The sequence below is a fragment of the Methanobrevibacter woesei genome (assembly GCF_003111605.1).
Classification (GTDB): Archaea; Methanobacteriota; Methanobacteria; order Methanobacteriales; family Methanobacteriaceae; genus Methanocatella; species Methanocatella woesei.
In genome coordinates, this window is the sequence record NZ_MZGU01000004.1 from 410,998 (window position 1) to 431,872 (window position 20,875).

Consider the following 20,875-nt stretch of genomic DNA (forward strand, 5'->3'; position numbering starts at 1 on the left):
TTAATTAATAACCTAAATAGGTTAATATGAAGTATCCAATAATGAATAAGATTAATACAATAAGTGCTGTTTTTGATGAAAGGAATTTAAATCTGCTAAATTTTCTGTCTTGAATGTTGTATTGCTTAAGAAGCCTTTCTTTTTCAAAGGAACATTGTCTGTAAATTTTTTCAAGGTCATCTTTAAGTCTACCATGTTCATTTAGCATATTTATTGTTTTATTTAAATATTTAATAGCTTCATTATAATTTTCAAGTTCAATAGCTGAAAATGCTGCTTTGGAATTAAAATTAGTTATTATATCTAAGTCATCAACTTCTTTTTCATGACTGATGCATTTGTCATAGACTTCAAGTGCTTCACTGTATCTTCTAAGATTATACAATGCATTTCCTTTTGCATTTAGGGCAAGTATTGTATTGTCCCTTTTTAGAGATGTTTCAAGATATTTAAGAGCATCTTCATCTTCCCCAGTTTCAGAAAGTAATATTCCTTTATAAAGAATCATTTTAGGGTTGTCGGGATATTCTTTTTCAAAGTTATTCAGCTCAGCCAGTGTTTCTTTTTTATCATTCTTTTTAACTAGAAGCTCTATTTTTCCCATCCAAATATCTTCTTCTGTGATTCTAGGTTTTTCATCTTCACTGAAGTTGTCATAGCTTTTCAATGCTTTATCCATAAGTTTAATGGATTTATTCAAATCTTTATAGGATAATGCCATTGCCTTACTGCACATTAAATTAATTGAATGAGGCTGAATTTCAAGATACTGGTTGAAGTACTTCTCACCATAATCTTCATTGTCATGATTTTCATCAAAATAAAGATAATATTGTCCTTTTTCTTCAAATGCAGGAAGATATTTTTCAGCTATTAATAAATCAAGTATTTCAAGATAGTCATTTATTCTATCTTTCCTATGCATCTTTTTAGCTAAATCAAGGGCTTTCTTACATTCTTTATTTTCTATAAAATCTTTAACTTTTATTATTTCATCACTCATAGTTGTTCAACTCTTTATGTTGCCCCCAATTTTAGTAACTACTCATTTTACCTAAATAATTATTTATATGGTACTATAAATTAAAGATTGTTATTTTGAAAAACTAATTTAATAATTTTAATTAAACTATAAGGAGTTTAAAAATGGATACAAAAAATGAAAGATTTTTCACAAGGCATCCTTATATTTTTGTTGTGGCAGCATTAATTGTATTAGTGTTGTCAGCGGTTGTTTCAACTTTGATTATAAGTTTTGCAGGTTTTAGTAACCTTATCACTGCTAATAACTATTTTGACAGTAACCTATCTTTCTTTATTTCAGAAGTTGTAGCTATTATTTTATTATTGGCAGTGGCATGGAAGTTAGAGTTCTTTGATCAAAGCTTCTTTTCAAAAAGAAATCTTAAAATAGGTGCTCTTTTATCAGTTCCAATACTTATAATAGCTGTGCTCTGGAATATTTTACCTCCAGTATTGTATAATAATCCTTCACTTTTTAGAATTGATATCGGTTTGATAGTTATAGCATTTTTAACTACTTTAGCTATTGGATTTGCAGAAGAGATTTTGTTTAGAGGTTTAATCTTTAGAAACTTCTTAAGAAGATATGGTATGACTAAAAAAGGAATTTATATTTCAATTATAGTTTCATCTGTAATATTTGGTCTTGTACATGCTTCAAATGCAATTTCTTCTTCTCCAGATGCTATTATTCAGCAAGTAATTTATGCAACTGCAATGGGTATTATTCTTGCTCTTTTCTACTTAATAACTGGAAACTTGTTAGTACCTGCTTTATGTCACGGTTTATTTGATTTTACTGATTATGTGATTCCGGGATTTTACAATATTCCATATGATGCAGCATTAACAAGCGATTGGGTGCAAAACTTAATAGTAGCTATTGTTTTTATTGTTATTGCAGTAATTATTGTTAAAAAGATCAATGTTGAAGATACTGATTTAGTTAAACAGTTAGAATAAACTTATTTTTATTCTTTTTTTTATTTTTAAATTTTTCAAATGACAAATGGGAGAATTAGACAGAACTTCAAGGACATGGGAAATCCTTTATAATAACAAAGAACCATTTGTCAGGTCAAAAATTAATAACTTCTCATGCACTATTTAATTAATTTATTAATTTGAGTACATGAAGAGTTAAGGCAATAATCTCGATGAACAGTAATAGTTCATCAGCCATAATTTTTCACCTCCAGTCCAGCTATATGGGATAAGAGGCAAAATCAAAATCGAATTTTTGTTTACATTTATCACCATTAAGCAGGTGAAAGTTAATGTTTTCTATTAATTCTTATTTTCACTATTTTTTTATATAAAATTTTTTTAAAATTAAAAAGAAGCATTTATTTAGATTAAAAATAGTTGTATCTATCAAATTATTTTATTTTGCATGAAAAAATAGAAATCATGTCTAAAAAAGGTTGTATGATTATTATTAACCATACAACCAAAACCCATATTTAGACATTTTTTAATCACAACAGCCTAATATAATAACAAGGACTGGTTTTTGTTTCACAGTTTGTATAGTGAAACAATTAGAATATGGATACCACCAAGGAGTACATATTCTGAATTAGGTTATATTAATTTAAATTTATAAATTTTTTCATATACCATTTTATCATATTTCTATATTTCAAGTTCTATTAACTTTATATATTCTTAATTAGATAAATTATAAATGAATACTTATTTTTTTATTGAGTGAATTTTATGAATGATTTAGAAGAAATTGTCTATAAACATGCTTTATTAAATGCTGCAAAACATAAGGGAAGTGCAAATCCTGGTGCAGTTATTGGTTCTATTATGGCTCAGGAAGAAGAACTTAGAAGCAGGGCTAAAGAAATAGGTCCAATAGCTGGTAAAATTGTAGCACAAGTAAATAATTTAAGTGTTGAAGAACAAGAAGCTGAAATGGCTAAATATGATGTGGAAGTTAAAGAAAGAAAACAGAAAAAGGAAACTGGTCTTCAAGAACTTCCTGGAAGCCATGAAAATGTTGTAATGCGTTTTGCTCCAAACCCAAGTGGTCCGCTACATTTAGGACATGCTCGTGCTGCAGTACCTAATGGTGAATATGCAAAAAGATATGGTGGTAAACTTATTTTAAGGATAGAAGATACTGATCCAAAAAGAGTATTTGAACCAGCATATAAAATGATTCCAGAGGATTTGGAATGGTTAGGAATCAAACCTGATGAAGTTATCTATCAAAGTGACAGATTTGATATATATTATGATTATGCAGAACAGCTAATTAAAAAAGGTGCAGCATATATGTGTACCTGTGATTCAGCTGAATTTAAAGAACTTAAAGATAACTGTCAAGCATGTCCATGTAGAGACAGGACTGTTGAAGAGAACATGGAACTATGGAATAAATTTGAAGAAATGGATGCTGGAGAAGCTGTTTTAAGAGTGAAAACAGATATTAAACATAAAAACCCAGCTATTCGTGATTGGGTGGCTATGCGTATTGTTGAAGAGGAGCATCCTCGTTTTGGACATAAATATAAAGTATATCCAATGATGAACTTCTCTGTTGCTGTAGATGACCATTTATTAGGTATGACTCATGTTTTAAGAGGTAAAGACCATTTGGCAAATACTGAAAAACAGAAATATCTCTATGAACACATGGGATGGGACATGCCTGAATTCATCCATTATGGTAGACTTAAAATGGAAGATATTGCATTAAGTACCTCTAAAGCACTTGAAGGAATTGAAAATGGAACCTACAGTGGATGGGATGATCCTAGACTTGGAACCTTAAGGGCTATTGCAAGAAGAGGAATTGACCCAAGAACTATCTATGAGTTAATCACTGAAATCGGTGTTAAAATGGCTGATTCAGCTATTAGCTGGAAGAAAATCTATGGTTTAAACCGTAATTTCATTGAACCAATAGCTAATCGTTATTTCTTTGTTGAAAATCCATGTGAAATTACTGTAGATGGATATGAAGGTGGAAAAGTAGATATTGAAAGACCATTGCATGCAGACCATGAAGATAGGGGAAATAGGATTTTACCATTTGATGGAAAAGCATACTTAGCTAGTGAAGACTTTAAAGATGGAATTGTCAGATTAATGGATGCTGTTAATGTTGATATTGATGGAGATAAAGTATCTTATAATTCCACTTCCTTTGAAGAAGCTCGTGATTTGAAAGCTAGAATTATTCAATGGGTTCCAGTTGAAGATAATGTCAATGTAAAAATAGTTATGGATGATGCTTCTGTTAAAGAAGGTCTTGGTGAAGGTGCATTAGCTGATTTAGAAGTTGGAGATATTGTTCAATTTGAAAGGGTTGGTTTTGCACGTTTAGATGAAATTAAAGATGATGAGCTTGTATTCTACTTCGCTCACAAATAATTTCTTTTTTAAAATACTGTCTTATTTTTGACAGTTAACTTATTTTTTTATTTTTTAATTATATTTTGAATAACTATTTTCGGAATTTGTTATTTAAGAGTATATCTTTAACTACATTTTTTTATATGCTATTTAAAAATTTTTCATTTAATTAAAAATTTTATATATATGTATATGGATAAAAACTTTTATATATGGAGTTAAACTTAATTATTAATATAAATAGTTAATGTTATAATATTTCTTTTAAGAAGTAGTATTGTATTTATTTAGTAAATAGCTATCATTGTAGTGTTATTTTTGTTTTTTATAGCTATTGTTCTCTTAGATACTATTTTGAAATATTTAATATTGCTTTTTGATTGGTTATAATATCTTTTTACATTTCCATAAGATATTTCCAATTATTCGTTATATTATTTTTTTTCATTGGGTACTTTAGGATTTATATTGTTCTAAGATATTATGATTAATCACTTATTTAACAAAATGAAGGTGGTTAAAGATGAAAAAAGATGTTTCTTCAATGGTTAGAGAGTTTGAAGCTTTTATTAACAACCCTCTTTCTAAAAAAACTATTTCTAAATTGAATCATTACTGTGATAAATGTGAGGCGACACACCTTCAATGTGCTTTGGACTACTATTTAGGCATAAGGGAAGACATATGTCATAAATGTAAATTGGTTCTTCCTATTGTCAAACAAATAATTAAAAAAGGATTAAATAGTTTCAATACATCAGAAGAAGCTTTAATCAATACAATGCAAGATCCTTACTGGAGAAAAGGTCTTTTAAGTGTTATAAAAGGGATGGGTAATTTTGGTGTTCACAAACCATTTGTTCCAGGAGCTCCATTCCAAATTGTATGGAATATTACAAAAGCCTGCAACTTTAAATGTATACACTGTTATGAAAATGCAGGTAAAAAAGCAGATGATGAACTAACAACTGATGAAATAATCAAGGGGATTGATAAATTATCAAGATTGGGTGTTGCATCAATTGCATTTTCTGGAGGAGAACCGACAGTTCATCCAGGAATAATAGATTTAATTAAACATGCCAGTGAAGATGGTATGTATGTTTCAATGGCTACAAATGGGTTTAAAACCGCAAAAATAGAACATGCTAATGAATTTGCAGATGCAGGTCTTGAATTTGTTCAAATTAGTCTTGATGGTCTTAATCCAGAAACACATGATAACTTTAGGGGAGTTCCTAACTCATGGAATCGTGCTGTCCAGTCAATTAAAAATTTCCTTGAATTAGGAGTATTCGTTGAAGTTTCAACAACTGTAACTCAGGAAAATTATGATGAAATACCTGGAATGATTGATTTTATGAGGGAGCTGGGAGTTGAATGGTTTATGTTATATAATTTCATTCCAACAGGTTCTGGAAGTGAAGTGAGAGATTTAGATTTAACTCCAAAACAAAGAAATGAACTTTTAAAATTAATCTATGAGGAAAATGGTAAAGGGGATATGCAGATATTATCTACTGCTCCTCAATTTGCAGATGTTGCAGTTTCTATGGAAAGTGATAGTAATTTAGTTCCAACTCATTTTTTCAATCCAGAATACACTAATCCTGCTATGAAAGAACTAGCTGACTTTGTTGGTGGATGTGGTGCTGGAAGATTTTATATGAGTGTTGAACCTAATGGTGATATGTTCCCTTGTGTATTTTTCCCGCATGATGATGTTTTAAAATTAGGCAATATAAAAGATGCTGATTTAGAGGATATGTGGTGTAATAATAAGTTATTGCTACAACTAAGGGATAAAGACCTTTTAGCTAATCATTGCGGTGTATGTGAATCCAGATATATCTGTGGTGGTTGTAGAGGCAGGGCATATGCCTATAATGATGGTGACTATTTAGGTCCTGATCCAGGATGTTTAAAAAATCAGACATAAATTTTTTATTTTTTTTTATTTTTTAATAGTTATTTTATATATGACTAAAAACAAATAATATAACAACGGATATAGTTGTCCGCTATATTAATTTATTTAAAATAAATTTTAGTAAATCAATTTGCTTTTTTATTACTTTAATTAAATTGAGTAAATTAGTATTTAGGCTATTTTAAAAGATTGTTGTTAAAAATAGTTGATTTGAATATATTTTTTAATAATCTATACTGAATAATTATTATATTTTATTAAAAAAACATTTTTTTCATAATTCAATTAAAGGAGGAATTAAAATAACTCAGAATGCTAAACAAAAGCAACCAATGGCAGTATGGGCATTATTCATTACAGCTGTTATTGCTTTTATGGGTTTTGGGCTTGTTGATCCAATTTTACCAGTTATTTCTGAACAATTAGGTGCAAGTCAAACTCAGTCCACTTTGCTTTTTACAGGTTATAATGCTGTTATGGCAGTAGCTATGCTTGTTACAGGTATAATTACTGTAAAATGGGGTATTAAGAGAACTTTAAGTACTGGTGTAGTTATAATTGCAATATTTTCAACTTTATGTGGTTTATCAAATCAGGTAGAGACTGTTATCTTACTTAGATGTGTATGGGGATTTGGTAACTCTTTATTTGTTGCAACTGCATTGACTGCATTATTGGACTATTCTGTAAAGGATGTAGCTAGTACAATTATTCTTTTTGAATCAGCAGTTGGTATTGGATTTTCTGTAGGGCCATTACTTGGTGGTGTTTTAGGTCAATTTGCATGGTACTATCCTTTCTTTGGTGTAGGAATAATGATGGCAATTGCATTTGTTCTTTTATTATTCTTACTTAAATCAAAAAAAGAAAAAGAAGAAGCTCCACAAAGGAAAATGTCCATTTTAGATCCAGTTCGTGTAGCTATAAAATATGATTACATTAGAACCTATGGTTTAATTGCATTTTTATACAACTTTGGATTTTTCACATTATTTGCATATGCTCCATTTATTTTAGGATTAGATGCACTTGGAATTGGTCTTGTATTTTTAGTATGGGGTATTTTAGTAGCTATCACTTCTGTATTCCTTGCTCCAAGACTTGAAGAGAAAGTGGGTATTATAAAACCAATGTATACTGTTTTAGGTATCTTTGCAATCTTGCTTTTACTTATTGGTATTTTTGTAGATATTCAATGGGTAGCTATTGTATGTGTAATTTTATCTGGTGCAATTATTGGAACAAACAACACTTTAACTTCCACTGCAGTAATGGGAAACTCTCCTGTTGATCGTCCTACTACTTCAGCATCATATAACTTTTTAAGGTTTATTGGTTCAGCTATTGCTCCATTTTTAGCAGGATATTTAGGTGAAACAATATCTGACAGCACTCCATTTATTGTTGGTGGACTTATTGTATTATGTGCTATTTTAGTAATGTATATTAAAAGGGATGTTGTATCTAAATCTGAATCTAGAGATGTTAAAGAAGGAGAACACACCAGAAAAGTTGAAGAGTTTATGATTAAAGATGTTGTAACTATTGAACCTACAGCTACTGTTAGGGAATTATTACAATTGATTAACTCAAAACACATTGGTGGTGTTCCTGTTGTTGATGAAAATAATAAAATAAGAGTAATGCTTAGTGACGGGGATATAATAAGATATTTAACACCAAAAGAAAATGTATATGACTTTGTATACAGTGTTTACATTGAAGAAGATGCTGAACAAGACGTGTTAGATAAAAAGATTGATGGAACTGTAGAACAGCTTATTACTTCTCAGAATTTAGATAAAAGAACATTATATACAATTAGCAAAGATGAAAACTTTGAAAAAGCAATGAACATTTTATCTAAACATCACTTTAAAAAATTGCCTGTTGTTGATAAAGATGGCAAACTTGAAGGAATTATTAGTAGGGGAGATATTAACGCTACTTTATTTGATATAATATCTAAAATTTAATTTCCTTCTTTTTTTTATCTTATTTTTTTTGACTTTTTTTAATCACTGACTTAAAATGGAAAAGTATAAATATTTTTTATATACAATTTATACACATGGTTAAAACAAAATTTATTTGGGCAGATACTGAAAAAAAGTTTTTTGAAAGTTTAAAAAATCATTTTCCAAAAAATGATTATGTTAAATTAAATTATTTTATAATTCCTGAATCTCATTCATGTAATTTAAACAGGTTTTACAGACCTTCTGATGCATTTTGGTTTTCAAGATTAAAAGTAAGTAGTTCAGAGACATTTTACTACTTTGGTTTTGGATTAGATAATGAGGATGAAATAAATCCCAATTTGAGTTTAATAGCAAATCAGGATATAAAAAAATCTCATTTTAGATTTTTAGAAGATAATGTATATTGTTTAGTTGAAGTTAAAAGAGATTCAGAAACTTTTAAAGAATTAAATAAAAATTTTACATTAAAATATGCAACAAAAAGTAAAGATAACTTCTTTTATGTTGTTTTAGGAAATGTTATTGGCGAAAAATTCATTGAAAACATTAAGTTGTTGTCTAAAATCATAAATAACTTCGAATCTTTTGCAGATAGATTGAATGTACCCTCAAAAGATAATCTTTCTCATAAATTAAGCGCTGGCAAAATACATGAGAGTAAACCTAAGGTTACTAAAACCCTTCTTGAATACAATAATGGAATATGTACAAAAGAGGGTATGGCACGTAATGGGAAAAAATTTAAAAAAGGATCCTTCAAGAAAAGAGCTAATAATGAGGGAATACGTACTTTAAGACTTTATAGCAATATCCCTTATACTCCTGATGAATCTGAATATAAAAGTGACTTTAAATATGAAATTTAATTTTTTAAAAAAAAGAAGATTTAAAAATAGGATTAAGTGAGGTAGTAGAAACTTATATTTCTACACCTAAAATACTTTTTTAACATCAGATGGTTTAATTTTAACTCTTTTTCCTCTAAATTTAACAGTTATATCGTTTCCAATAATGCTATAAACTTTACTTGAGTAAGTATCGCCGTTGTATTTAAAGATAATTTCATCATTTTTCTTTAAAACAGTTTCACTATTGTTTATATTAATTTTAATACTGTTTCTAGCAGGTCCAGAGCTACCTTCACTTTTAGCCACACTCGCTGTTTGTGTTGGACTAGAAGATTCTCTTGTAATGCTGATTAAGTTACGGGTATTTTCTTCCCTTATCTCTTGTTCAGAAGGAGTTATTGGTTCAATTGGTTCATAAGAATTACCATATGTTTCAAAATCATTTCCATAACTTGTAGCATTATCATAATAACTTATATTTCTAATGAAATCTGCTTCATCATCAGTTGAACCTTCTTCTTTTTCATCTCTGTATTCTTGTAGTTTATTTTTGAAGTCATTGAATAATTTAGAACTTCTTACTTTATTTTTGATTTTATCTAAATCTTTTCTGTAGTCAAGATCGTTATATTCTTCATATTCCTTTTCTGTTGGAGCTTCATTGAATATGTCTTCATCATATGTTTTTTCTTCAAATAGTCCACTATCTTCAATTGGAGTTCCAAAGGTATCTTCATCAGGAGTAATAACTTCAATATCATCAATTTTGGTTTCATCTACAAGTTTATTTTGATTTTTATTGTTTTCTTCAATAGATTCTTCTTCAACAGTATCGTTGATAACATCATTTATGGACTTTTCAACTTTAGTTGGAGTTTTAAGAGTTGGTGTTCCAATAACTTCATCAGAATTGTCTAATGTATCATCACTGTTTTTCTCTTCTGTTTTTTTGATTTCTTCTTCTATTTCATCAGTTATTGTTGGTTCTTCTTTAACAGAGTCATTTGTTTTTAGTTCATCCGCAATTGTAGGCTCGTCATTTTTAGCAGAAGATTTGTTTTTTATTTCCTCAGATTTCCTTTTGATATTTTCAGATTCATTTTTTCTTTCTTCATCTTTTCTTTTGGACTCTTTAATGAGTTCATCGATGGTAAATAAATCTTTCAATTCAGAATCTTCCTTGGTTTCTTCTTTTTTTTTTAAATCTTCCTCAATTCTAGCTTCTTCAGTTTCTACAATTCTATCAACATGGTTTGTCATAATATCCCTGTGTTCCTTTGTTATAGGCGCCTCGGTTTTAATAACTCCAGTTGGTCTATCAGTGAAGTTTATTTTGTCAAAAGAATAAATGTTTTCTTCTTGAGTTGCTTTAACTTCCTGATGTCTTGGCGCTTGTCTTATTACTTGTTCCTGTCTTGGTATTTGTTCTTCTGTGTATATATTCTCTTTTCTCCTTTGGAAATATTGTGGTTGTTTGCTACTTCTTGGTTTAGAAGGTATTTGTTCATTATTGAAAAAGTTATTTTCACTTACATTTTCAGTTGATGAGTCATTAGATGAAAATAAGTTTTTTCTTGAGGATATTGCCTCAGTAAATGAAAATGTTTCTTCGGGTTCTTGTTTTGAAAGGGTTTTAGGCCCTTCACTTTTCCTATAATATAATTTTACTATAATTATAGCAATTACTCCAATAAGGAATATATTGAATATAATTAGTCCTGTATGTCCTGGCATAATTTACCTCACTTTTATCTTAAACTCCTATTTTTTCATATAGTCAAAATATTAATTTATAATATTAATTTGTTAATATTTAAATTATTATATTATTATATTACTTAAGTTAATATTAATAAGTTTATATATTGCAAAATTAAAAACATATATTAGATTACTATTAATGAGGTTTTTTAATATGGTAGTAAAAATTAATGAGAATTATCTTAAATTAGAAAGTAGCTATCTCTTCGTTGAAGTTGCTAGAAGAGAAGCAGAATTCCAAAAAAATCATCCTGATGCAGATATTATTAAAATGGGTATTGGGGATGTAACAAAACCTTTAGTACCAAAAGTAGTAGAAGCTTTCAAATCAGCTGTTGATGAAATGGCAGAAGCTGATTCTTTTAAAGGATATGGTCCAGAACAAGGTTATGACTTTTTAGCAAATGCTATTATTGAAACAGATTTTAAACCATATGGAGTTTCACTTGATACTGATGAAATTTTCATAAGTGATGGTGCTAAATGTGATACTGGAAATATCCAAGAACTATTTGATTTAAACAATAAAGTTGCTGTTACTGATCCTGTTTACACAGTATATGTTGATACAAATGTAATGGCTGGAAGAACTGGATTTATGAATGATGATGGAATGTATGATGGTTTAGTTTACCTTAAATGTAATGCTGAAAATGATTTCATCCCAGAACTTCCTGAAGAACCTGTAGATATTATTTACTTATGTTATCCAAATAATCCAACAGGTACAACTCTTACTAAAGAACAATTAAAAGTATTTGTTGACTATGCAAGAGAAAATAAATCTGTTATTTTATTTGATGCAGCATATGAAAAGTTCATTAATGAAGATAATGTTCCTCATTCTATTTATGAAATTGAAGGTGCAAAAGAAGTAGCTATTGAATTTAGAAGCTTTTCAAAAACTGCAGGATTCACTGGTACCCGTTGTGCTTACACTGTTGTACCTAAAGAATTAAAAGGGTACACTGAAGATGGTGAAGAACAATCCTTAAATGCTCTTTGGAACAGAAGACAAACTACCAAGTTTAATGGTGTTTCCTACCCAGTTCAAAAAGCTGCTGAAGCTGCATTATCTAAAGAAGGTCAAGAACAAATTAAAGAAGTAATTGATTACTACATGGAAAATGCAAAAGTTATCAGGGAAAGTTTAACTGATTTAGGATTACAAGTGTATGGTGGAGTCAGCTCTCCTTATATCTGGGTTAAAACTCCTAATAATATGGATTCCTGGGCTTTCTTTGATTTATTATTAAATGAAGCTAATGTTATTGGTACTCCAGGTTCTGGATTTGGTCCTAGTGGTGAAGGTTATTTAAGACTTACTGCATTTAACACTTTAGAAAATACTAAAGAAGCAATGGATAGGATTTCCAAATTAGACTTTTAGGTGATTTTGTTGAAAACTATTGAAAAACCGATTACCATTGAAAAAGGGGATGATTTTAAAGTAATCTTCTCTAAATATGGATGTTTAGCTTTTGACAGGCAAGAAAACTTATCTGAATTAATTGGAAACTTAGTTGGGGAAGTTGATTTAGAGAATGGGACTTTAACTTTTAGTGATGATATTAAATTTGACATTCAAATCTTAGGTTTCTTTACTGAAGAATTTAACCAATGGTCCTGGGCTTGGGACAATGAAAATATTGGATTTGACGATGAATTTATCAAAGCAGCTCGTGAAATCTATGAAATTGGAGCTGAATATGAAATTCCTGAATTTACAACACCAGTATTTGAAACTAAATTTGATGACTGTCATATATGGGCAATGACTGCATCTGCATTATTAGATATGGATGCTTACTATGCAGCTAATGTTGAAGGATTAGATATATTTGTGGCTATTAAATCAGATTTAATAAAAAGAAATGATTCTGTTGTTAAATTTAGAGATGCATTTAACACTTTCCAAAAGAATTTCTCTGTTTATCCAAGATTAGCATTTGAAGGATATACAAAACTTAAAGGATATGAATTTAAAAATAAAGATGATTTTGCAGTAGCTAAACTTGGTGAAGACCGTATAATAGCTGGTTTCACTGAAAGAGGAAACTTAACTCATCTTCAAATGCTTACTGTAGACTAAGTGATTTTTATGGATGAAAATTTAGCTGAAGAAATCGACTTTGTTAGCAGGATGCTTATTAAATCAGGTTTCTATGATGAAGAAGACATATTTGAAATATTAGAAGATCAATTTATTGAGGAAGATATTGATTTTGATGAAATCACTCTTCCTGATGTTGATTTAAATGATTTCAATAATAAAAATTTCTTAAATTTAGAAAAAACCTTTAATGAACTTGCATCTAAAGATATCATAGCCATTCATAATTGTGGTTATGATATTGAAGAAGGAGTAGCTGATGCTTTTGAATTATTCGTCCATTTAAGAAACAATAAACTTGAATCTAAAGGTTTTTGTTTTTACACCTATGATGATATTGAGGGGGCTATCTGTGAAGGCATCTTGAATATCACCTTTGGAGACTTTGATGAAGATGAAGATAAGGCTTTGGAAATTGGTAAAGTAGTTGCTGAAGCTTTAACTAATAATGATTTTAATATTGAGTGGGATGAAACTATTAACACTCAAATTAAAATTAATCCTTTTAAATGGGATAAAAGTTATGATGAAAAAGAATATGGTATGGAAGGGGCTTTTGAAACATTCAAAAAGAATCATTAGGTGTTAAAATTGAATACAGATTCATTAAGACGTATTGAAGAAGTTTCAATATCTTCTGGAAAATTATCTTTTTTGGAAATAGCTCAAGATACCATTTATTTAGATATTAAGGATGTTGAACTTGGAGACCCTGAAGTTCATGAAGAGCTAATTTTATCTGTTAGATTTGCAAATAATTCTTTTATTAACTTTTTTTACAATGATATTTGGTCTTTAGAATTTTTAGCCGATTTTGACCTTAAAAATTACAGATTGGAAACAGCAGTTGATTTTAAGATTAAAAATATTAAATTTCTTGATTTTGAGTATTTAGAACAGTTAAAAGAGAAATTTAGTAAAAATAAAATTATCAGTCTCTACAAAGATTTTGATTTGGAAAATCTCAGATGTGATTTTTTCTTACTTTTGGAATTTGATGAATTAGCTATGGTTGTTGGAGCTAATCAAATGGATTTCTTTAGTCAATCTGAAAAATTAGATGATTACACTCTTAAAGAACTTTCCAATCAATGGGTTAGATATTTTTTAAGATATCAGTCTAAGAGAAATATAATTAATAAAGATTCAATATGTGAAAATACCTCATTGAAGTAAGTGTTTACTATGGATAATATTAAAGAAGGCTTTAATTTTTATGATAATTTCTCAGAATTTTACGGTGTTAAACCTCATGAAAATGCTGTAAAAATAGCTAATTATGAATTCTTTTGGGATTGCACAGATGAATTAGCGCCTTTTGGATCTGATGAAGGTTATTTATCATTTGTCGAGCTTATTGATTGGATTGAAGAAAATCCAGATAAACCTATGCTTGAGTGTATTCGATGGATTTTAAGCTCATGGAGCCTTAAATTAAGTGATTATAATGAATCTATTCTTTATGAGGAAAATATAATCGAAGATACTCTTGATTACAGGTTTGATAGGATTGTTTTAACTTTAGATATTGTTCTAATAGCTACTGGATTTGGACAGCTAATTTTACAGGGTAAAATGGATGAAAACATTAAAAATATTGTTCATTTAGCTATTTTAAGACAGATGAATTCCTATGTTTTAGATGCATTTCTTGAAGATAATGAAGAATGGAAATATGAAAGGTACAAATATCTTCAGATATTGTTGGATATCTTAGAAAAGGCATGATATTTCTTAAGTGAATTTTCTTTTAAAAAATGTAATATTTATGTGCAAAGGTTTTTAAAAGAGTAAGAACATACTAGTTTAATGTTGTGAAAATTTTTATTTTCATTTGTATAATTTAGATTAAGGAGTTTTTAAATTGACTTGTAGTATTTTAGTAGGTGGTGCATGGGGTGATGAAGGTAAAGGAAAATGCATTACTTACCTTTGTAATAAAGATAAGCCTAATATAATTGCCCGTGCTGGTGTAGGTCCAAATGCTGGACATTCTGTTGAATTTAATGGGGAAAAATATGGTTTAAGACTCATCCCGTCTGGTTTTATACATAGTGATGCTAAACTCTTAATTGGTGCTGGAGTTTTAGTTAATAAAGATGTTTTATTCGGTGAGTTTGAGGATTTGAAAAAATATAATGTTGGTGAAAGAACTTTTGTTGATCCAAGATGTGCTATGATTACTAGTGATCATATGGAAAGAGACAGGGGTTCAGAACATTTATTTAAAAAAATCGGAAGTACTGGTTCTGGCTGTGGTCCTGCTAACTCTGATAGGGTTTTAAGAACTGCAACTATGGCTCGTGATGTTCCTGAACTTGAAGATTACTTATTGGATGTAGCAACTACCACTAATGAAGCTATTGATAATGGTGAAGATGTATTTATTGAAGGTTCACAAGGATTTGCATTATCCCTTTATTATGGAACCTATCCTTATGTAACCAGTAAAGACACTACTGCAAGCTCTTTTGCTGCTGATGTTGGTGTAGGTCCAACTAAAGTAGATGAAGTAATCAATGTATTTAAAGCATATATTACTAGAGTTGGAGAAGGTCCTTTCCCAACTGAAATATCTCAAGAAGAAGCAGAAGCTAAAAACATTGAAGAATATGGTACTGTAACTGGACGTAGACGTCGTGTTGGTTTATTTGATATGGATTTAGCTAAAGAATCTTGTATGATTAATGGTGCTACTCAAATAGCTTTAACCTGTGTAGACAGATTATATCCGGATTGTGCAAGAACTCAAAGCTATGATGATTTATCTGCTGAAACTAAAGAATTTATTGAAGATATTCAAACTGCTACTGGTGTTCCAGTAACTATTATTTCAACTGGTCCTGATTTAAAGGATACAATTGATTTAAGAGATGAATTATTATAATTCTACTTTTTTTCTACTTTTTTTTTAAGAAACCTTTTTATGTTTTAAAGTAAAAGGTTATATCATATTTAATTATTATAATTCGGTGATTAAATGGATAAAAAGTTAATTTTAGCTGTTGTTGTATTACTTGTTTTCATTATAGGTGGTGCATATTCTTTTTTAACAAATCCTGTTAATGAAGACATTGTAACAATTGGTTATCTTCCATCTGATCATGATGCAGCATTATTTGTAGCTCAGGCACAAGGGGAATATGCAGCTCACGGTATTGAAACCGAACTTGTTCAGTTTAACAACGGTGGGGACTTAATGACTGGTATGGCCAGTGGTGAAGTTGATATTGGTTATGGTGGAATTACACCTGTTTTATCTGCTGTTGAAAAAGGAGTTCCTATAAAAGTTGTTGCAGGTGCTCAAATTGAAGGAAGTGGTATTGCAGTAAGTCCAGAATCTGATATTGATTCTCCTGAGGATTTGGCTGGTAAATCAATAGCTACTCCTGGTGAAGCATCTATTCAGTATATGTTGCTTCAATATTATTTAGAGGACAATAACATGTCTACTGATGATATGAATATTTCTGCAATGAAAGTAGCTCCAATGAATGATGCTTTAAATGCTAATAAAATTGATGGTATGTTAACTTATGAGCCATATGTAACAATGGCTGTTGAAAATGGAAATGAGATGTTTATAAAATCTTCTGAAATCCTTCCAGAACATCCTTGCTGTGTTGTTGCAGCATCTGAAAGGTTCATTGATGAAAATCCTGATAAATTAGACACTATTATTTCTATTCATGAAAATGCAACAGAGTTTATTTTAGAGAATCCTGATGAAGCAGCAGAATTGTTGCCTGAGGATATAGTTGCAGATGTAGAAATAGAGAAAAAAGCAATTAGTGGTATTAAATTTGTTTATGGTTTAAACGAAACTTATAAACAAAGTATTATGGATTTCATGCAAATTGAAGTTGATTTAGGTATTTTAGAAGAACCAATCCCTGCAACTGATATATTCTGGGAAGGTTAATTTATAATCAAAAAAAGTGTAAAGGTAATTAATTTACCTTTTTTTATTTATTTTTAAGCATATTGTCTTTTAAATAGGCAATAGCTTCCTGTGTTTTTTTATCTGAAACTTTATTGATGATTCTTTGATTTTCATCAAGTCTATTTTCATAGAATGCTTTCATTTCATCATCAACAATGAAATATCTGCTGTAATTAACAAGACATTCAATTAAACTAGATAATCCTCTGTTATATGCATGTGCACATCTGTTATTTATTTTCATATCTGTTATTTTTCCTTCAATTAAATAGAGGGATTTTTCATTTTTAAGAGGAAATTTGTCTTTGTCTGCTTCTTCTATAGATTCAACTTCAATTGTTAAATATGCAGGGACATCTTTTATAACAGCTAGTTCATCATCAAAGTATTCATCAGGTAAATTACCAATTGTTGCATATGTGAAAATTAATGGATCTTCAGTTATATTTACAGTGTATTTTTTAGTTTCCATTATATTTTTTAATGTTTGTGAACCTTCAAAAAGAGTGCAGGATACTTTATCATCACCTAAATACTTAAATCCAAAAGGTCCTGCATTTTTTTCTCCTTTGGAATTTTCAGTAGTATAAATACATTCATATTGGAGGCCTTTTTCAATACCTATTCCTTCTAAATTGAATTCCACTTAGTTGCCTCCTTTGATTATAACCATTTGTTCATCAGATAATTTAAGTATCTTATTGAATATTTCACCTGTTTTATTTAGAAGTTCTTCTAATTCAGCCAGTTCATTATCTATCTTTGGATTTACACCACCAATACTTTCCTTAAGTCCAGCAATACCATCATTTAATTGTGATTCATATGCAGGAAATACTTCATCAACATGTTCAAAAAATGGCTGGTATTCATTTACATTAATTTCATTCTGGGATAAATCATCAACTATGTCATTGTAGAACTCTTCAAATTCAGAGGAAGCTTTTCTAAAATCAGGTAAAGTTCTTTTTATCTTAATAGCTAGTTTATTAAAGTCTTCAGCATCTGTTGATGAATTTATAAGGTCTGTGTTATCTTGAATTATATCTCCAATTTTTGCAAATCCATTGTTTAATCTTGTCATTGCAATTGTGTATAATTCTAAATTTAATTCACTATTCATATTATTACACTCAATTTTTTATTAGAATATTATTTGTTTAATTTTATATATTAATTAATAGATATTTTCATAAATTAACACCTGTTATGTAATTGATGGTTAATTTATTTATTTTTCTTTTATTTTCAAAAATAATTACTTAAATTATTTAAATTTTATTTTAATGCTTTTATTTTATTTATTTTAATATTTTAATCTTAGTTTTGGAGTCATTTTTTATTTAAGAAATGTTACTTTAATATTTTTAAATTGTTATTTTTCATTATTTCTATAATTTTAATGTATTTTTTCTATTATAACATTGAAATATTTTTTAATTAATATTGAAATATTCTATTCTTCCTATTTATTGTCAATTTGGATATTTGTTAAATTAAAATTTTATTTTTGTTAATTTATTCAATTAAAAAGCCTATTTATCAATATCTTTATATAGTATTATAAAATTAAATAGTAGTAAGATAATTGTTAATTATTTATCATTATAAATTAGGTAAATAATTGATGAAAGATATGTAATATATAAGGAGATAAAATCTATGAGAGATCTTAATAAGATATTTAAACCTGATTCTGTGGCTGTTATTGGTGCTTCCAATACTCCAGGTAAAGTAGGGTATATCATTGTAGATAATATGGTATCTGGAGGATACCAAGGTAAAATATATCCTGTAAATCCTAATGCAGATGGTGAAATTCAAGGATTAAAAGCTTATGCAAATATTAAGGATATCCCAGATAAGGTTGACTTAGTGATTATGTCTATTCCAGCAGTCTTTGTAAATGACTCAGTTAGAGACTGTGGTGAAGCTGGCGTAGAAAATATGGTTGTAATTAGTGCTGGTTTCAAAGAAATTGGTGAAGAAGGTGCAAAATTAGAAGAAGAATTAACTGCACTTGGTGAAGAATATGGAATAAACATTATCGGTCCAAACAGTTTAGGAACAACTGATTCTCACACTCCATTAAACTCTTCATTCTCACAAATGATGCCTCCTGCAGGAAACATTGCATTTATTTCCCAAAGTGGTGCAATGATGGTAGCTATTCTTGATTGGAGTGTAAGATCTGGAATTGGATTCAGTAAAGTAATTAGTCTTGGTAACAAAGCAGGTGTAACTGAAACTGAATTAATGAAATATCTTGCAGATGACCCAGAAACTGCAGTAATTATCTGTTACTTAGAATCAATTAGTGAAGATGATGACTTCATCAACTCTATGAGAGAAACTGCAGCTAAAAAACCTATTATCATTCTTAAATCTGGTTCAAGTAGTGCAGGAGCAGAAGCTGCATCCTCACACACAGGTGCATTAGCTGGTAGTGACTTAGCATTCGATACTGCATTTAAACAATCTGGAATCTTACGTGTAGAAACCATGGCTGACTTATTTGACTTAGGTTTAGCATTTTCCAAAGCACCATTACCAACTGGTCCTAATGTAGCTATTATTACCAATGCTGGTGGTGGAGGAGTAGTAACTGTAGATGCTATGGAAAAAGCAGGATTAAAACTTGTTCAATTTGATGATGAAACTAAAGCAAGATTAAGAGAATGTATTCCTGATGAAGGAAGTGCAAACAACCCTATTGATGTATTAGGTGATGCACCAGTACAAAGATATAAAGAATCTTTAGATATTGTTCTTGAAGATGATCAAGTAGACAGTTTAATCATTATGGTTTGTCCTACTGCTTCAGCTGATCCTGATGGAATTGCAAAAGTAATTTTAGAAGCTGAGAAAAAATTCACCAAACCAATTATGGTTGTAAACATGGGTGGACCATCCTTTGACAATGCAAATGACATGCTTAGAGCAAACAATGTACCAACCTATGTTTTCCCTGAAACTGCAGTAAAAGCACTTGAAGCAATGACAAGATATGCACGTGTAGAAGAAAGGAACTACACTGACTGTGTATCTAACATTGAAGGTACCAATAAAGAAGAAGTAGCTAAAATCTTCGCTAAAGTTAAAGAAGATGGAAGAGACACTTTACTTGGTAGTGAAGCTTATGCTGTTGCTGATGCATATGGAATCTCTGCAGCTCCAATTAAACTTGCAACCTCAGCTAGTGATGCAGGAGACTTAGCAGAAGAAATGGAATTCCCAGTTGTATTAAAAATTGCATCTGACAAAATACTTCACAAATCCGATATTGGTGGTGTAAAAGTAGGAATTGAAAACAGAGAAGAAGCAGAAGCAGCTTATGATGAAATTATAGCTAATGCTAAGAAAGCTCACCCTGATATCATTCCTGATGGTGTAGAAGTACAAAAAATGATGCCATCTGGACAAGAAGTATTAGTTGGTATGGTAAAAGACAGACAATTCGGTCCAATGATTGCATTTGGTATGGGTGGAATCTATGTTAACCTTATTGAAGATGTATCCTTCAAATTAGCTAAAGGATTAACCTGTGATGAAATCGATGAACAAATTGAAAACACTAAAGTAGCTACTTTACTTAAAGGTTACAGAGGAGAAGCTCCTTGTGACATTGAAGAAGTAAAAGAAGCTATTAAAAGAGTAGCTAAATTAACTATTGATTTCCCAGAAATATCTGAATTAGATATTAACCCTATCTTTGTTTACGAAGAAGGATCAAGTGCACTTGACGTAAAAATTAAACTTGATTAATTTCTCTTAATCTAGAGAAATTAACCTCTTTTTTTTATTTTTTTATAATAGCTATTTTTTAATTAAAAGTCTTATTTTTCATAAATTATTTTTAACTATTAATCTTCAACTTTCCTTTGAAAGATATATAAGCTATTAATT

Annotated in this window: 17 protein-coding genes; 13 read left to right on the forward strand and 4 right to left on the reverse strand. The window is 29.5% G+C overall.

What is annotated here, in order from left to right:
- Window positions 1-4: 4 nt before the first annotated feature.
- Complete coding sequence (locus tag MBBWO_RS04670; protein WP_116669716.1) at window positions 5-1,003, reverse strand: tetratricopeptide repeat protein; 999 nt, start codon at window positions 1,001-1,003, stop codon at window positions 5-7.
- Window positions 1,004-1,146: 143 nt separating this feature from the next.
- Between MBBWO_RS04670 and MBBWO_RS04675 the strand changes: the two genes are divergently transcribed.
- The 5 genes from MBBWO_RS04675 to MBBWO_RS04695 all read left to right on the forward strand — a co-directional run bounded on the left by MBBWO_RS04675 (window position 1,147) and on the right by MBBWO_RS04695 (window position 9,170).
- Window positions 1,147-1,986: a CPBP family intramembrane glutamic endopeptidase gene (locus MBBWO_RS04675; RefSeq protein ID WP_116669717.1), complete on the forward strand. Its 840-nt coding sequence runs from the start codon at window positions 1,147-1,149 to the stop codon at window positions 1,984-1,986.
- 756 nt (window positions 1,987-2,742) lie between these two features.
- Window positions 2,743-4,410 (forward strand): glutamate--tRNA ligase, encoded by a 1,668-nt coding sequence (locus MBBWO_RS04680; protein ID WP_116669718.1) that lies wholly within the window; start codon window positions 2,743-2,745, stop codon window positions 4,408-4,410.
- 505 nt (window positions 4,411-4,915) lie between these two features.
- On the forward strand, window positions 4,916-6,331 hold the full coding sequence (locus MBBWO_RS04685; RefSeq protein ID WP_116669719.1) for a radical SAM/SPASM domain-containing protein: 1,416 nt from the start codon (window positions 4,916-4,918) through the stop codon (window positions 6,329-6,331).
- Window positions 6,332-6,654: 323 nt separating this feature from the next.
- The gene (locus tag MBBWO_RS04690; RefSeq protein ID WP_116669720.1) at window positions 6,655-8,298 is read left to right on the forward strand and encodes an MFS transporter; all 1,644 of its coding nucleotides are present in this window, start codon (window positions 6,655-6,657) and stop codon (window positions 8,296-8,298) included.
- Between the two features lie 95 nt (window positions 8,299-8,393).
- The gene (locus tag MBBWO_RS04695) at window positions 8,394-9,170 is read left to right on the forward strand and encodes a hypothetical protein (protein WP_116669721.1); all 777 of its coding nucleotides are present in this window, start codon (window positions 8,394-8,396) and stop codon (window positions 9,168-9,170) included.
- 66 nt (window positions 9,171-9,236) lie between these two features.
- Here MBBWO_RS04695 and MBBWO_RS04700 read toward each other — a convergent pair whose 3' ends face one another.
- A complete protein-coding gene (locus MBBWO_RS04700; RefSeq protein WP_116669722.1) occupies window positions 9,237-10,886 on the reverse strand; it encodes a hypothetical protein in 1,650 nt (549 codons plus the stop codon).
- Between the two features lie 181 nt (window positions 10,887-11,067).
- Between MBBWO_RS04700 and MBBWO_RS04705 the strand changes: the two genes are divergently transcribed.
- The 7 genes from MBBWO_RS04705 (at window position 11,068) to MBBWO_RS04735 (ending at window position 16,948) form a co-directional block, all read left to right on the forward strand.
- A complete protein-coding gene (locus MBBWO_RS04705) occupies window positions 11,068-12,303 on the forward strand; it encodes an LL-diaminopimelate aminotransferase (RefSeq protein WP_116669723.1) in 1,236 nt (411 codons plus the stop codon).
- A gap of 9 nt (window positions 12,304-12,312) precedes the next feature.
- Window positions 12,313-13,005, forward strand: a complete 693-nt coding sequence (locus MBBWO_RS04710; protein WP_116669724.1) for a DUF6882 domain-containing protein — start codon at window positions 12,313-12,315, stop codon at window positions 13,003-13,005.
- 9 nt (window positions 13,006-13,014) lie between these two features.
- The gene (locus MBBWO_RS04715; protein WP_116669725.1) at window positions 13,015-13,608 is read left to right on the forward strand and encodes a DUF6891 domain-containing protein; all 594 of its coding nucleotides are present in this window, start codon (window positions 13,015-13,017) and stop codon (window positions 13,606-13,608) included.
- Between the two features lie 9 nt (window positions 13,609-13,617).
- Window positions 13,618-14,202 carry a hypothetical protein gene (locus MBBWO_RS04720; RefSeq protein ID WP_116669726.1) on the forward strand — a complete coding sequence of 195 codons (585 nt, stop codon included), beginning with the start codon at window positions 13,618-13,620 and terminating at the stop codon, window positions 14,200-14,202.
- 9 nt (window positions 14,203-14,211) lie between these two features.
- Entirely contained in the window at window positions 14,212-14,754 is a 543-nt protein-coding gene (locus MBBWO_RS04725; RefSeq protein ID WP_116669727.1) for a hypothetical protein, read from the forward strand.
- A 136-nt stretch (window positions 14,755-14,890) separates the two neighbouring features.
- Window positions 14,891-15,913, forward strand: coding sequence for an adenylosuccinate synthetase (locus tag MBBWO_RS04730; RefSeq protein ID WP_116669728.1), 1,023 nt, complete (start codon window positions 14,891-14,893; stop codon window positions 15,911-15,913).
- Window positions 15,914-16,006: 93 nt separating this feature from the next.
- Window positions 16,007-16,948, forward strand: a complete 942-nt coding sequence (locus MBBWO_RS04735) for an ABC transporter substrate-binding protein (RefSeq protein ID WP_116669729.1) — start codon at window positions 16,007-16,009, stop codon at window positions 16,946-16,948.
- A gap of 43 nt (window positions 16,949-16,991) precedes the next feature.
- On the opposite strand, the gene MBBWO_RS04740 is transcribed toward MBBWO_RS04735, so the two are convergent.
- Together MBBWO_RS04740 and MBBWO_RS04745 are read right to left on the reverse strand one after the other, a co-directional pair.
- Window positions 16,992-17,615: a DUF447 domain-containing protein gene (locus MBBWO_RS04740; RefSeq protein WP_116669730.1), complete on the reverse strand. Its 624-nt coding sequence runs from the start codon at window positions 17,613-17,615 to the stop codon at window positions 16,992-16,994.
- Window positions 17,616-18,092, reverse strand: a complete 477-nt coding sequence (locus MBBWO_RS04745; RefSeq protein WP_116669731.1) for a hypothetical protein — start codon at window positions 18,090-18,092, stop codon at window positions 17,616-17,618.
- A 539-nt stretch (window positions 18,093-18,631) separates the two neighbouring features.
- Between MBBWO_RS04745 and acs the strand changes: the two genes are divergently transcribed.
- Window positions 18,632-20,734, forward strand: a complete 2,103-nt coding sequence (gene acs / locus MBBWO_RS04750) for an acetate--CoA ligase alpha subunit (protein ID WP_116669732.1) — start codon at window positions 18,632-18,634, stop codon at window positions 20,732-20,734.
- Window positions 20,735-20,875: the final 141 nt, after the last annotated feature.